Origin of the sequence: Micromonospora solifontis, assembly GCF_003725545.1 — a bacterium.
Classification (GTDB): domain Bacteria; phylum Actinomycetota; class Actinomycetes; order Mycobacteriales; family Micromonosporaceae; genus Micromonospora; species Micromonospora solifontis.
Genome location: NZ_RJLN01000004.1, coordinates 1 through 13,378, shown reverse-complemented (window position 1 = coordinate 13,378; position 13,378 = coordinate 1). Strand labels below are relative to the sequence as shown.

General features: G+C 75.5%; 11 protein-coding genes and 1 pseudogene. 11 read left to right on the top strand and 1 reads right to left on the bottom strand.

The window, feature by feature from the left end:
• The first annotated feature begins 4 nt into the window (after window positions 1-4).
• The 9 genes from EFE23_RS02260 to EFE23_RS02220 all read left to right on the top strand — a co-directional run bounded on the left by EFE23_RS02260 (window position 5) and on the right by EFE23_RS02220 (window position 10,578).
• On the top strand, window positions 5-1,435 hold the full coding sequence (locus tag EFE23_RS02260; RefSeq protein WP_123239191.1) for an aldehyde dehydrogenase family protein: 1,431 nt from the start codon (window positions 5-7) through the stop codon (window positions 1,433-1,435).
• The gene (locus EFE23_RS02255) at window positions 1,428-2,252 is read left to right on the top strand and encodes an aldehyde dehydrogenase family protein (protein ID WP_123239190.1); all 825 of its coding nucleotides are present in this window, start codon (window positions 1,428-1,430) and stop codon (window positions 2,250-2,252) included. The genes EFE23_RS02260 and EFE23_RS02255 overlap by 8 nt, the downstream gene beginning before the upstream one ends.
• A gap of 82 nt (window positions 2,253-2,334) precedes the next feature.
• Window positions 2,335-2,763, top strand: coding sequence for a BlaI/MecI/CopY family transcriptional regulator (locus EFE23_RS02250; protein WP_123239189.1), 429 nt, complete (start codon window positions 2,335-2,337; stop codon window positions 2,761-2,763).
• Window positions 2,764-2,773: 10 nt separating this feature from the next.
• A complete protein-coding gene (locus EFE23_RS02245) occupies window positions 2,774-3,679 on the top strand; it encodes a M56 family metallopeptidase (protein WP_123239188.1) in 906 nt (301 codons plus the stop codon).
• Between the two features lie 89 nt (window positions 3,680-3,768).
• Window positions 3,769-5,016 (top strand): cytochrome ubiquinol oxidase subunit I, encoded by a 1,248-nt coding sequence (locus EFE23_RS02240; RefSeq protein WP_123239187.1) that lies wholly within the window; start codon window positions 3,769-3,771, stop codon window positions 5,014-5,016.
• An 11-nt stretch (window positions 5,017-5,027) separates the two neighbouring features.
• Window positions 5,028-6,035, top strand: a complete 1,008-nt coding sequence (locus tag EFE23_RS02235; RefSeq protein WP_123239186.1) for a cytochrome d ubiquinol oxidase subunit II — start codon at window positions 5,028-5,030, stop codon at window positions 6,033-6,035.
• Window positions 6,032-7,708, top strand: a complete 1,677-nt coding sequence (gene cydD / locus EFE23_RS02230) for a thiol reductant ABC exporter subunit CydD (protein ID WP_123239185.1) — start codon at window positions 6,032-6,034, stop codon at window positions 7,706-7,708. Before EFE23_RS02235 ends, cydD begins: the two co-directional genes overlap by 4 nt.
• On the top strand, window positions 7,708-9,684 hold the full coding sequence (gene cydC / locus EFE23_RS02225; RefSeq protein ID WP_233600828.1) for a thiol reductant ABC exporter subunit CydC: 1,977 nt from the start codon (window positions 7,708-7,710) through the stop codon (window positions 9,682-9,684). The genes cydD and cydC overlap by 1 nt, the downstream gene beginning before the upstream one ends.
• Window positions 9,685-9,906: 222 nt before the next feature.
• Window positions 9,907-10,578: a permease prefix domain 1-containing protein gene (locus EFE23_RS02220; protein ID WP_123239184.1), complete on the top strand. Its 672-nt coding sequence runs from the start codon at window positions 9,907-9,909 to the stop codon at window positions 10,576-10,578.
• A gap of 191 nt (window positions 10,579-10,769) precedes the next feature.
• Here the strand turns inward: EFE23_RS02220 and EFE23_RS02215 are convergent, their stop codons facing one another.
• On the bottom strand, window positions 10,770-11,111 hold the full coding sequence (locus tag EFE23_RS02215; protein WP_123239183.1) for a PadR family transcriptional regulator: 342 nt from the start codon (window positions 11,109-11,111) through the stop codon (window positions 10,770-10,772).
• A 118-nt stretch (window positions 11,112-11,229) separates the two neighbouring features.
• On the opposite strand from EFE23_RS02215, the gene EFE23_RS02210 reads away from it, so the two are divergent.
• Window positions 11,230-12,246 (top strand): SatS C-terminal domain-containing protein, encoded by a 1,017-nt coding sequence (locus EFE23_RS02210; protein WP_123239182.1) that lies wholly within the window; start codon window positions 11,230-11,232, stop codon window positions 12,244-12,246.
• Window positions 12,247-12,286: 40 nt separating this feature from the next.
• Window positions 12,287-13,378, top strand: a pseudogene (locus EFE23_RS02205) (transposase); the annotation flags it as partial.

Below are 13,378 nucleotides of genomic sequence, written 5' to 3'. Positions count from 1 at the left end.
CGCGATGTTCGAATACGCCCCCGCCCCCGAGTCGCGCTCGGTGGTGGACATCAAGCCCTCGTACGGGCTCTTCGTCGACGGCAAGTTCGTCGACCCGGTCGACGGCGGCAGCTTCAAGTCGATCAACCCGGCCTCCGAGGAGGTGCTCGCCGAGATCGCCGAGGCCGGCAGCGAGGACGTGGACCGCGCGGTCCGCGCCGCCCGGCAGGCGTACGAGAAGGTCTGGGGTCCGATGCCGGGCCGCGACCGGGCCAAGTACCTGTTCCGGATCGCCCGGCTGATCCAGGAGCGGTCCCGCGAGCTGGCCGTGCTGGAGTCCCTGGACAACGGCAAGCCGATCAAGGAGTCCCGGGACGTCGACCTGCCCCTGGTCGCCGCGCACTTCTTCTACTACGCCGGCTGGGCCGACAAGCTGGAGCACGCCGGCTTCGGCGGCAATCCGCGCCCGCTCGGCGTCGCGGCGCAGGTCATCCCGTGGAACTTCCCGCTGCTCATGCTGGCCTGGAAGATCGCCCCGGCGCTGGCCGCGGGCAACACGGTGGTGCTCAAGCCGGCCGAGACCACCCCGCTGACCGCGCTGCTCTTCGCCGAGATCTGCCAGCAGGCCGACCTGCCGGCCGGCGTGGTCAACATCGTCACCGGCGCCGGCGACACCGGCCGGGCGCTGGTCGAGCACCCGGGCGTGGACAAGGTCGCGTTCACCGGCTCCACCGAGGTCGGCCGGGCCATCGCCCGCTCGGTCGCCGGCACCCGCAAGAAGCTCACCCTGGAGCTGGGCGGCAAGGCCGCGAACATCGTCTTCGACGACGCCCCGATCGACCAGGCCGTCGAGGGCATCGTCAACGGCATCTTCTTCAACCAGGGGCACGTCTGCTGCGCCGGTTCGCGGCTGCTGGTCCAGGAGTCGGTGGCCGACCGGGTGCTGGAGTCGCTCAAGCGCCGGATGGCCCAGCTCCGGGTCGGCGACCCGCTGGACAAGAACACCGACATCGGCGCGATCAACTCGGCCGAGCAGCTGGCCCGGATCCGGGAGCTGTCCGATGCCGGCTCGGCCGAGGGCGCGGAGCGCTGGTCGCCGCCGTGCGAGCTGCCGGATCGGGGCTTCTGGTTCGCGCCGACCATCTTCACCGGGGTCACCCAGGCGCACCGGATCGCCCGCGAGGAGATCTTCGGCCCGGTGCTGTCCGTGCTGACCTTCCGCACCCCGGCCGAGGCCGTGGAGAAGGCCAACAACACGCCGTACGGGCTGTCGGCCGGGATCTGGACCGACAAGGGCTCCCGGATCCTGTGGGTGGCCGACCGGCTCCGCGCCGGCGTGGTCTGGGCCAACACGTTCAACAAGTTCGACCCCACCTCGCCGTTCGGCGGCTACAAGGAGTCGGGCTACGGCCGCGAGGGCGGCCGGCACGGGCTGGAGGCGTACCTCAATGTCTGAGCGGGTCGCGGTACGCAAGACGTACAAGCTCTTCATCGGCGGGAAGTTCCCGCGCAGCGAGTCGGGACGGTCGTACATCGTGCAGGACTCCAACGTGTCCCTGGCCTCCCGCAAGGACGCGCGGGACGCCGTGGTCGCCGCCCGGGCCGCCGTGAAGGGCTGGGCCGGGGCGACCGCGTACAACCGGGGGCAGATCCTCTACCGGGTCGCCGAGATGCTGGAGGGCCGGCGCGACCAGTTCATCGCGCTCGGCGTGTCCGCCGACGAGGTCGACGCCGCGATCGACCGCTGGGTCTGGTACGCCGGCTGGTCCGACAAGCTCCCCCAGGTGTACGGCGGGGCGAACCCGGTGGCCGGCCCGTACTTCAACCTGTCGGCGCCCGAGCCGACCGGCGTGGTGGCCGTGGTGGCCCCCGCGGCCCCGGCGCTGCTCGGCCTAGTCAGCGTGATCGCCCCGGCGATCGTCACCGGCAACACCGTGGTGGTGGCGGCCTCCCCGGCCGCGCCGCTGGCCGCCGTGACGCTGGCCGAGGTGCTGGCCACCTCCGACCTGCCGGGCGGGGTGGTCAACATCCTCACCGGCAAGCTGACGGAGACGGTGCCGACGCTGGCCGCGCACATGGACGTCAACGCGATCGACCTCACCGGGGTGACCGACGCCGAGCTGGCGGCGGAGCTGGAGGTCAAGGCGGCGGAGAACCTGAAGCGGGTGCTCCGCCCGGCCCCGGCCGACCACGACTGGTACGCCGACCCGGGCGTGACCCGGATGACGGTCCTGCTGGAGACGAAGACGGTCTGGCACCCCAAGGGCGTCTGACCCCCTCCAAGATACGCCCTCCGCGGAAGGGCGGTCGGAGGTGCTGGTGGGGTGGATCTACTACGGGGGGTAGGATTCGAGGGTGACTCGGCTCGGTGATCTCGAACGTGCGGTGATGGACGTGCTGTGGGACTCGGTCCCCGCCACGTCCGACGGGGTGACCGTACGCGAGGTCGCGGACGCCCTGGACGGGCGCGAGCTGGCGTACACGACGGTGATGACCGTGCTCGACCGGCTGGCCGGCAAGGGCATGGTGCAGCGCGAGCGGGAGGGGCGGGCCTGGCGTTACCGGCCGGCGGCCACCCGCGAGGCGCACATCGCCCAGCTCATGCTCGACGCCCTCGACCTCGGCGGCAGCCGGGACGCCGTGCTGGTGCGCTTCGCCCGCTCGGTGACCGGCACCGAGGCGGAGGTGCTGCGCGCCGCGCTCGGCGCCGAGGCGGGCCTGACCGACCGGGTCGACGACCCGCGGGCGGGTGGCCCGGCGCTCGACGAGGCGACGGACCGGTAGGGCGGCCGCCGTGGCGTACGCCGTGCACTTCGCCGCGACCATCCTGGCCTGCTGGCTGACCGCGCAGGTCCTCACCGTCTCGAAGTGGACCTGGCGGGCGCCCCGGGTGGCCATCCTGTGCTGGCAGGCGGTGGGGCTGGCGCTCGGCCTCTCCGCGATGGGCCTGCCGATGGCGGTCGGGCTGGCCGCGTACGACCGGCCGACCGGGAGCGCCCTGCTCGCCCTCGCCGAGGACCTGGCCCACGGCACCCTGCCGGCCGGGGTGGGCGCGGCGCACCTGGGGCTGGTCGGGATCGGCTTCGGGATCGGGGCGGTGCTGCTCACCACGACCGTGCGCAGCATCCACGGCACGGTGCGGGCCCAGCGCCGGCACCGGGAGCTGCTCAGCCTGGTCGCCCGCCGCGATCCGACCGTCCCCGGCGCGCTGGTGCTCGACCACCCGAGCGCGGCGGCGTACTGCCTGCCGGGGGTGCGGCCCCGGGTGGTGGTGAGCGCCGGCACGCTGAGCCTGCTGGACCGCGCCGAGCTGGCGGCCGTGCTCACCCACGAGCGGACGCACGCCCAGGAACGGCACGACCTGGTGCTGCTGCCGTTCACCGCGCTGTGCCGGGCACTGCCCTGGTTCGGCTGGGTCCGGGACGCGCACGAGCAGGTCGCGCTGCTGGTCGAGATGCGCGCCGACGACAAGGCCCGGGAGCTGCACGCCGAGGCGCCGCTGGCCGGGGCGCTGCGCCGGTTCGCCGCCGCCGGTCACCGGGTCACCCCCGCCGGCGCTCTCGGCGTCGGCGACCGCGACCTCGACGTACGGGTGCAGCGGCTGTTGGTCGCCGACCGGCCGCCCCGGCTGCTCGGCGGCACCGCGCTGGCGGTGGCGACCACCCTGGTCGCCCTGCCGATCTCGCTCTTCTTGAGCTGACCCCGATCCTGACCCCTAAGGCGCTATAAGTAGGCGCTCTACGTGTAGGCTCGCTACGTCAAGCGAGCCGACCCATGGGAGCCACGGCCATGGACACCCTGTTCCTCGCCCGCCTTCAGTTCGCCGCCACCACGTCGATCCACTTCCTGTTCGTGGCGGTCACCCTCGGGCTGGTCACCCTGCTGGTCGGGGTGCAGACCGCCGGCTTCGTCACCGGCAAGCCGGTGTACGAGCGGCTGACCCGCTTCTGGGGCCAGCTCTACGTGATCAACTACGTGCTCGGCATCGCCACCGGCCTGGTGATGGAGTTCCAGTTCGGGCTGAACTGGAGCGGCCTGTCGCGCTACGTCGGCAACGTCTTCGGCGCGCCGCTGGCCGTCGAGACGCTGGTCGCCTTCGTGCTGGAGTCCACCTTCCTCGGCATGTGGATCTTCGGCTGGCACCGGCTGCGCCGGGGCGTCCACCTCGCCCTGCTGTGGGGCGTCGCGCTCACCGCGTACGCCTCGGCGTTCTGGGTGCTGGTCGGCAACGCCTGGCTGCAGCACCCGGTCGGGTACGAGATCCGCGACGGCGTCGCCCACCTCACCGACTTCGGGGCGCTGCTCACCAACCCCACGCTCGGCTTCGCCTTCGGTCACGTGGTGGCGGCCAGCCTGGTCACCGGCGGGATGCTGATGTCGGCGGTGAGCGCCTTCCACCTGATCCGGCGTACCCCGGACTTCGCGCTGTTCCGCAAGTCCCTGCGGATAGGCCTGCTCACCACGGCGGCCGCGGTGGTCCTCCTGATCGGCTTCGGCTTCGCCCAGTTCGGCCCGGTCGGTCAGGTGCAGCCGACGAAGTTCGGCGGCGGGCCGGACCGGGACGCGCTGGTCGCCGAGTGGACGGCGAAGTTCGGTCCCGGCGACTACGTCCCGCCGACCCTGTCCAACGTCGGCCTCGGCTTCATGATCCTCATCGGCTTCGGCCTCTTCTTCGGCCTGCTGATCGTGCCGCTGCTCTGGCGGGACTGGCTGATCCGGCTCCGCTTCCCGCTCTGGGTGGTGCTGCTCGCCCTGCCGTTCCCCTTCGTCGCGGTGATCCTCGGCTGGATCGCCCGGGAGGTCGGCCGCCAGCCCTGGGCGGTGTACGGCCTGCTCCCCGTCGACCGGGCCGTCTCGCCGGTCGGCTCCGGCCTGATGCTCACCTCGCTGGTCGGCTTCACCCTGCTACTCGGCGCCCTCGCCGTCACGAACTGGGTGCTGCTGGCCCGGCACGCCGCCCGGGGCGCGGCCGACCCCGCCCTCGGCCGGCCACCCGCGCCCGACACCGACACCCACCCGCAACCCGTGTTCGCCTGAGGGAGCCCGCCGTGGAACTCGTCTGGTACGCCCTGCTCGGCCTCTTCCTCGCCACCTACCTCGTTCTCGGCGGCTACGACTACGGCGTCGGGCTGCTGCTGGCCCGGGGCGCCACCGAGGAGCGCCGGCGGGCCGCGCTCACCGCCCTCGGGCCGTTCTTCCTCGGCAACGAGGTCTGGCTGGTGGCCGCCGCCGGCACCCTGCTCGGCGCCTTCCCCACCCTGGAGGGCGAGTTGCTCTCCGGGTTCTACCCGGCCGTGTTCGGCGCCCTCGTCGGGGTGGTGCTGGTGACCGCCGGGGTGCAGCTGCGCAGCCGGCCGCATGGCGCGTCGGCCCGGGCCGCCTGGGACCGGGTGGTGGTGGCCGGCAGCCTGCTCGCCGCGCTCGGCTGGGGCGCCCTGCTCGGCGGGCTGCTCCAGGGCCTGCCGCTGCACGCCGACGGGCACGTCGACGGGGTGGCACACCTGTTCACTCCGTTCGTGGCCGCCGTCGCGCTGGCGATGCTGACCCTGGTCGCCGTGCAGGGTGCGACGTTCCTCACCCTCCGCCTGCCGGCCGCCGGCGCCGCCTCGCTGGCCCGGGTGGCCCGCCGGCTGGTCCCGGTGGCGCTCACCGCGGTCGCCGCGGCCACCGTCCTGGGCCTGCTCTCCGACCGGGTACGCGCCGCCGTGGCGCGACCGGCGGTCGCCGTACTGCTGCCGTTGGCGCTGGTGGTGGCGCTGCTGGTGGCCCGCGCGGCGCTCGGCCAGGGGCGGTCCGGGGTGGCCTTCACGGCGACCAGCGCGGCGCTGGCGCTGCCGGTGGTGCTGGTCGGCGCGGCGCTCTGGCCCCGGGTGCTGTTCTCCACCGTCGACCCGGCCGCCTCGCTGACCGTGGCCGACGGGGCGGCGAGCGAGCCCACCCTGTCACTGCTGGGCTGGCTCGTGCTGCCGCTGGTGCCGGCCCTACTAGGCTTTCAGGCGATGTGCTGGTGGGTGTTCCGGGGACGGACTGACGGCAGGGCACCGGTGTACTGGTGAACCGCCGCCCGTTCGACCCGCGTCTGCTGCGCCGGGTCCCCGCGGCCCGGCGCGACCTCGCCGTGCTCGCGGTGTTGGGCGGGCTGACCGCGCTGCTGGTGGTCGCGCAGGCCACCGCACTGGCCACGCTGCTGGCGACCGCGGTCGACGGGCGGCTGCACCGGCCGGCGTTGGCCGGCTTCGTGGCGGCGGTGGCCGCCCGGGCGCTGGTGAGCTGGGGGCAGGGCACGGTGGCGGCCCGGGCGGCGGCCACCGTCAAGGCGACCCTGCGCGGCGACCTGCTCCGCGCGGTCGGCCGGCACGGGCCCACTTGGGTCGCCGGGCAGCGGGCCGGGCAGCTCGCCACCCTCACCGGGCGCGGCCTGGACGCGCTCGACCCCTACTTCACCGGCTACCTGCCCCAGCTGGTGCTCAGCGTGACCGTGCCGCTGGCGGTGCTGGCCCGGATCGTGCTGGCCGACTGGAGCTCGGCGCTGATCATCGCGCTGACCATCCCGCTCATCCCGGTCTTCGGGGCGCTGCTCGGCTGGCAGGCGCAGGCCGCCACCGAGCGGCAGTGGCGGCGGCTGTCGCTGCTCGGCGGGCACTTCCTCGACATGGTCGCCGGGCTGCCCACGCTGCGCGCGTTCGGCCGGGCCCGGGCCCAGGTCGACGTGGTGCGCCGGATGGCCGACGGGCACCGGCAGGCCACCATGCGGACGCTGCGGATCGCGTTCCTCTCCGCGCTCGTCCTGGAACTGGTCGCCACCCTCTCGGTGGCCCTGGTCGCGGTGCCGGTCGGCATCCGGCTGCTCGGCGGCGGGATCACCCTCGCCACCGCGCTGCTGGTGCTGCTGCTCACCCCGGAGGCGTACCTGCCGCTGCGGGCCGCGGGCAGCCGCTTCCACGCCAGCATGGAGGGGCTCACCGCGCTCGACGAGGCGCTCACCCTCTCGGCGACCCCGGCGGCCGCCGCCACGGCCGCCACCCCGCTGCCGGCCCCGGACGGCCGCGGCGAGATCCGCTTCGAGGGCGTCACCGTCGAGTACGAGCGGACCACCGCCCTGCGGGACGTCACGCTGACCATCCGGCCCGGCGAGCGGGTGGCCGTCATCGGCCCCAGCGGCGCCGGCAAGAGCACGCTGCTCAACCTGCTGCTCGGCTTCGTCGCGCCGACCGCCGGCCGGGTCACCGTCGACGGCGTGGACCTCGCCGAGGTCGACCTGGACGCCTGGCGCCGGCAGCTGGCCTGGGTGCCGCAGCGGGCCCACCTGTTCGCCGGCTCGCTGGCCGACAACATCCGCCTCGGCGTCCCGGACGCCCCGGACACCACGCTCGCCCGGGCGGTCCGCGACGCCGCGCTGGACGAGGTGGTCGCGGCCCTGCCCGACGGGCTGGCCACCGTGCTCGGCGAGCGCGGGCACGGCCTGTCCAGCGGGCAACGGCAGCGGGTGGCCCTGGCTCGGGCGTTCCTCCGGGACGCCCCGCTGGTCCTGCTCGACGAGCCGACCGCCCGGCTGGACAGCGCCAGCGAGGCGGTCGTGCTGGCCGCCACCCGGCGGCTGGTCGCCGGGCGGACCGCGCTGCTGGTCGCGCACCGGCCCGCGCTGCTGGGGGACGCCGACCGGATCCTGCGGGTCGAGGACGGCCGGGTCACCGAGCTGACCCCGACGCCGGCCGGGAAGGCCTCCTGATGAGCGACGCGCTTGACCGGCCCGACGACCAGGGGCGGCCGGACCAGCCGGTCCGGGCCGTGCCCGGCGGCGTCTCCCGGGACGGAACGACCCCGGCCGGTCGCGACCCGGGCGCGCCGACCCCGGCCGAGGCGAACCCGGCCGAACTGCTGCCCGGTGGGCCCGCCCCGACCGCCGCCGTCCCGGCCACCGGGGCCACGACCGGGGCCCGCGCCGAGCGGACGGTGCTCCGGCTGGCCCGGCCGTACCTGGGCCGGCTGGTGGGCGCCGGGCTGCTCGCCGCGGCCACCGAGTTCGCCGGGCTGGCCCTGATGGCGACCGCCACCTGGCTGCTGATGAGCGCCGCCGGGCGGCCGACGCTGGACCGGTTGACCGTGGCCATCGTCGCGGTCCGGGCCCTGGCGGTCAGCCGGGGCGTGTTCCGCTACACCGAGCGGCTCGCCGGGCACGACGCCGTGCTCCGGATGATCACCGACGTCCGGGCCCGGGTCTTCGCCACCCTCGCCGCCCGGCGTGACGGCGCCGCCCAGCGCACCGGGGACGCGCTGAGCCGCCTGGTCTCCGACGTGGAGGCGGTGCAGGACCTGCTGCTGCGGGTGCTCGTACCGGGGGCGGCCGCCGCGCTGGTGAGCCTGCTCGCGGTCGGCGGGGCCGCGCTGATCTCGCCCCCGGCCGCCGGCGTGCTCGCCGTCGGGGTGCTGGTGGCCGGAGTGGCCCTGCCCGCGCTGGCCACCGGGCTCACCCGGCGGGCCGCCGACGAGGTGGCCCCGCTGCGCGGCGCGCTCGCCGTGGACGCGGTCGATCTCACCCACGGCGCCGCCGACCTGGCCGCGTTCGGCGCGGCCAGCGCCGAGGGGCGCGCCCGCCGGCTCGCCCGGCTGGAACGCCGGCTGGCCGCGGCCGGCTTCGCCGTCGACGCGGCCGGGGTGCTGATCAGCGGGCTCACCGCCGCCGCCGTGGTGGCCGTGGCGCTCCGCGCCGGCGTCGGCGCGGTGCTGGTCGGCGTGCTGGCCGTCGGCACGCTGGCCGCCGTCGAAATCGCCCTCGCCCTGGTCGGGGCCGCCCGGCAGCGCGCGCAGCTCCGGGCCGGCCTGGCCCGGGTCGCCGCCCTGCTCACCGGCCCCGGTCCGGCGCCCGCCGGACCGGTCGCCGGGACACCCGCCGCCGGGACGCCGGCCGCCGCCGGGCGAACCGGTGCGGTGGCGGCCGGGCCCGACGTGCGGTTCGACGGGGTGACCGTGCGGTACCGGGCGGGTGCCGCACCGGCCCTGGACGGCGTCGACCTCGACCTGCCCGCCGGCCGCCGGGTCGCCGTGGTCGGGCCCAGCGGCGCCGGGAAGAGCACCCTCGCGGGCGTGCTCACCGGCGCGGTACGCCCCGACGCCGGCCGGGTCACCCTGGACGGCACCGACGTGGCCGGGTACCCGCCCGAGGAGCTGCCCCGGATGATCGGCGGCCTGCTCGCCGAGGCGTACGTCTTCCACGCCTCGGTCCGGGAGAACCTGCTGCTCGGCCGGCCCGGGGCCGACGAGGCGGAGCTGACCGCCGCGACCCGTGCCGCCGGCCTGCTCGACTGGGTACGCGACCAGCCGGCGGGCTGGGACACCGTGGTCGGCGAGCAGGGCGGCCAGCTCTCCGGCGGGCAGCGCCAGCGCCTCGCGCTGGCCCGGGCGCTGCTGGCCGCCCCGGCGGTGCTGGTGCTCGACGAGCCGACCGAGGGCCTCGACCCAGCGGCCGCGGACGCGGTGCTCGCCTCGGCGCTGGCCGCCACCCCCGCCGGGCACTCGGTGCTGCTGATCAGCCACCGGCTGAGCGGCCTGGCGGAGCTGGACGAGATCGTGGTGCTCGACGCCGGGCGGGTGGTCCAGCGCGGCCGGCACGCCGACCTGGTCGCGCAGCCCGGCTGGTACCGCGACCAGTGGCTGCTCCAGGAGGCAGCGGAACGCGGCTACCTCGCCCTCACCCCCACCCCCTGACCCCCTCCCCCTGCCCCTTCCCCCCCTTCCCCCCCACCAGCTGGTCGATCATGAAGTTGGCGGCGACAAATCGGGCAGCCGACGCCGCTAACCTCATGATCACCACCCCACTGGCCGGGCGGTGGGTGGGTGGGGTGGGGTGGGGTGGGTGGTGGGGGGGGGTGGGGGGTCAGGGGAATTCCCGGACGCGGGGGGGGCGGGCGGGATGGCAGGGTGGGTCGCATGCGGGCGTACCAGGACGTGCTCGTCGAGGAGCGGCTGCGCGAGCTGGCCGGCCGGCTGCGTGGTCCGGCCGGCCTCAAGGCCGACCTGCTGACCGAGGCGCGGCACTCGTTGCAGGACGCGGTCGAGGCGTACCGGGAGGGGGGCCTGTCGCGGGCGGAGGCCGAGCGGCGGGCGGTGGCCGAGTTCGGCAGCCCCGCCCAGCTCGCCCCGGGCTACCAGGCCGAGCTGGCGGCCGGCGCGCTGCGCCGGCTGGCGGTGCGGGCGCTCGCCGTGGCGGTGACGCTGATGGCCGGTGGCGACCTGACCTGGCGGGGGGCGAGTTGGACCGAGGGACCCCGACCGCCGGAGGGCTACCGGCTCCTGTCCGCCTCGCTGAACGGGATCTGGGGGCTGGTCGCCGCGCTGGCACTCGCCGGGCTGCTGCTCGGGATCGTCGCCGCCCGCTACCGATCGTCCCGGCTGCCCGTGCTCGGCCGGGCGGTGGGCTACGGGCTGGTCGGCGGCCTGCTGGGTGGGGCGGTCGCCGGGAGCGCCCTGTTCGGCTGGTCGATCAGCCTCTGGGAGGCGGCCCTGACCTGGCCGCCGATGATCATCGGCGGGGTGCTGGTCAGCGTCGGCTGGTTCGCGCTGGCCCGAGCGGCCCGCTGCTGGCTCCAGGCCACCTGCTGACCGCAGCCTCGCGGCCGATCTGATCGAGGCGAGCCGCCGCAGTCCGCCGTCTTCCGGCCCGGGCTGCGGCAACCCGCCGCTCGCGCCGGCCGAGCAGGCCCCGGGCTGCCGCAACCCGCCGCCCCGCCGGCCGCGCCGAGCCCGACCTGCCGCAACCGGCGTGGGTCAACGCCGGCCGGGTGCGGGGGCGGTCAGGCCGGGGTGGCGGGCGGCGGTTCGGTGCCGAGGAAGCGGCCCACCGTCGCGCTGAACTCGCGCCAGCCGGCCCGTTCGCCGGCGAGTGCCCGGCCGCCGGCCTCGGTCACCCGGTAGGTACGCCGTTCCCGGCCGTTGACGGTGCTCCAGGAGCTGGCCACGTAGCCGGCCCGTTCCAGCCGGCGCAGCGCCGGATAGATGGTGCCGGTGGGCAGGTCGAGGGCGCCGCCGCTGCGGGCCCGGAGCGCCTCGATGATCGCGTAACCGTGCAGCTCGCCCTGCTCCAGCACCGCCAGCAGCAGCGCGTCCAGATGCCCGTGCAGCGCCTGCGCCTTCATACGTAGCAACGCTACTTGTCCGCCGGTCGGGACGCCACCGGGGTGCGGCTCCCGACGTCGGCGGGACGCCCACTAGGGTATGTGCGCAGAGTCACTCGGCGGCCGGAGGCGTCGCCGGGTGGGCAACCGACAGCACACGGAGGTCAGCGTGGCCCGCCAGTCGCCCCAACGGCCCGACGCCGACGAGCCCGAGCTCGACGACACCACGGCGTCGAACGCAGATGACGAGGTAGAGGCCAGCCGCCCGGCGGCGGACCGGGCCCTCTGGGACGAGCTGCGGATCGACCCGGTCGAGATCGCCTTGCCGGCCGGCACCGGCTTCACCCTGCGGGCGTACCGGCCGGCCCGGGAGCTGGCCCCGACCGACGTCGCCGACCGCGACCAGGACGACCCCTTCCTGGCCCGTCGTCAGGTCGTCGAGACCGAGGACGACGAGGAGGTGGTGATCCTCGACGAGGAGTTCGCCGCCCTCACCGCCGAGGAAGAGGACGAGGACGAGGACGAGCGGCCCGCGAGGCGTCGGCGCGGCAAGACCGACGTGACCGACGAGGCGGCGGACGCCGACGAGGACGAGGCCAACGAGGCCGACGAGGACGAGGCCGACGAGGACGACGAGGACGAGGACGAGGCGGACGACGCCGCGGGCGACGAGGAGGTGCCCGCCTTCCTCACCCACCGGGGCAAGCTGCTGCTGTTCAAGACCCCGGAGTCGTTGGTCAGCTTCGTCCGTTCCGGCGCGCCCAACGACCTGTCTCAACTGGACAGCTGGAATGAACTGTCCGAACGGGTGGAACCGGCCGACATCGCCCCGCTGGACGAGGACACCTACGAGCTCGACCTGGTCGTCGAGAACCTCCGCGGTGGCCACGACGCGTGGGATCCCACGCTCCTGATCGAGGCCGGCGAGGTCGCCCGTGACCTGGCGTACGCCCTGCGGCTACCGGCCGTGCTGGACATGCTCTCGGCGGGTTCCAGCCTGGACGACCTGGACGAGGCGCTGCGGGCATCTGTCAACGGCGGAATCGGTGGTTTCCTGGGTCGCCGCCGGCTGAAGAAAATCGGGGCACAAACCGCAAGTTTGGGTTGGCGCACCATTGTCGGCAAGATCTCTGCCGTTGTGGACTGGCGCGACTGACCCCGACCGGGGAGCATCAGTCTCTGGCAGAGAAAGACCTGTGTCCCGGGAGGAGGACGACGCCGTGGCGCTCGTGCGCGTGTACTGCGGTCTGGCCTCGGCGGATCCGGCCGACCGGCCGGCCTCGGTCGGTTCGATGCTGACGTCCGCAGTGGTCGACGACGCAGGCCGTCTGCTGCATGTCTGCGAGATCAGTGACGACCCGGCCGGTTACGCCCAGCTGGTCGCGCTGCTCGTGGAGCGGTCGGGCGGGCCGAGCGGTGCGGCCATCGCCGCCGACAGCGACGACCACTCGGTCACCTCGCTGCTCAGCGCGGCCGGACGGCCGCTGGCGATCGCGGACGACGACTCGGTCGACGACTTCGCCGAGCGGTTCGCCGACGACGACTCGCTGGAGGAGATGCAGTCGCCGCCGGTCGAGCGCCGGGCGGTCGGGCTGGCGCGGGCGCTCCAGGCCGGCGCGCTCTCGGCGGTCACCCTGCCGGCACCGCGCGATCTCACGGGCTACAAGCAGGTCCTCGCCGCGCACGCCGCGCTGACCAGCGGGCGGCACTCCGCCGCGGTCGCCCTGCGCGAGGTGCTCCGCGAGCTCTACCCGGCCGCGCTCCGGGCGTACCCGGACCCGGCCGAGCCGGTCTCCCTGGCCGTGCTGGACGCGCTCCCGGAGCCCGGGATGCTGGCCGGCACGGTGGCCGGCGGCCGCGAGGTCGCGGTCGCCGCGGACGCCGTCGCCGCCCACCTGGCGGCCGAGGGCGTCGCCGACCCCGACACGGTCAACGAGGCGGTGACCGCCCTGCGCGTCGCCATCTCCGAGACGCCGCGCCGCGCCACCGTCAACCGGGCGCTCACCGCCGCCGTCGCCGAGACCGTACGGCAGGCGGTCGCCTCCGTCCGGGCCTGCGACGCCGGCTGCGACGCACTGGTGGGCGCGCTCAGCGCACGGATCGCCACGCCGGCCCCGGGCCGGCGGGCCGCCGCCCGGCGCGGCGAGCCGGTCGGTGACCTGACCGACCTGCGCAACACCGGCACCGGCCTGCGACCGGTCCGGCCGGTCGAGCCGGAACCGGTGGGCCGGCGCAGCCGCCCGGAGCCGGTCTCCGGACCCGCCGCGCCGGCGTCACCCCGACCCCTC

What these genes read in the sequence shown, in the direction of transcription:
- EFE23_RS02240 (WP_123239187.1), top strand. Translation starts at nt 3,769, where the DNA reads ATGGACACCCTGTTCCTCGCCCGCCTTCAGTTCGCCGCCACCACGTCG.
- EFE23_RS02260 (WP_123239191.1), top strand. Translation starts at nt 5, where the DNA reads ATGTTCGAATACGCCCCCGCCCCCGAGTCGCGCTCGGTGGTGGACATC.
- cydC (WP_233600828.1), top strand. Translation starts at nt 7,708, where the DNA reads ATGAGCGACGCGCTTGACCGGCCCGACGACCAGGGGCGGCCGGACCAG.
- EFE23_RS02215 (WP_123239183.1), bottom strand. Translation starts at nt 11,111, where the DNA reads ATGAAGGCGCAGGCGCTGCACGGGCATCTGGACGCGCTGCTGCTGGCG.
- EFE23_RS02220 (WP_123239184.1), top strand. Translation starts at nt 9,907, where the DNA reads ATGCGGGCGTACCAGGACGTGCTCGTCGAGGAGCGGCTGCGCGAGCTG.
- EFE23_RS02255 (WP_123239190.1), top strand. Translation starts at nt 1,428, where the DNA reads ATGTCTGAGCGGGTCGCGGTACGCAAGACGTACAAGCTCTTCATCGGC.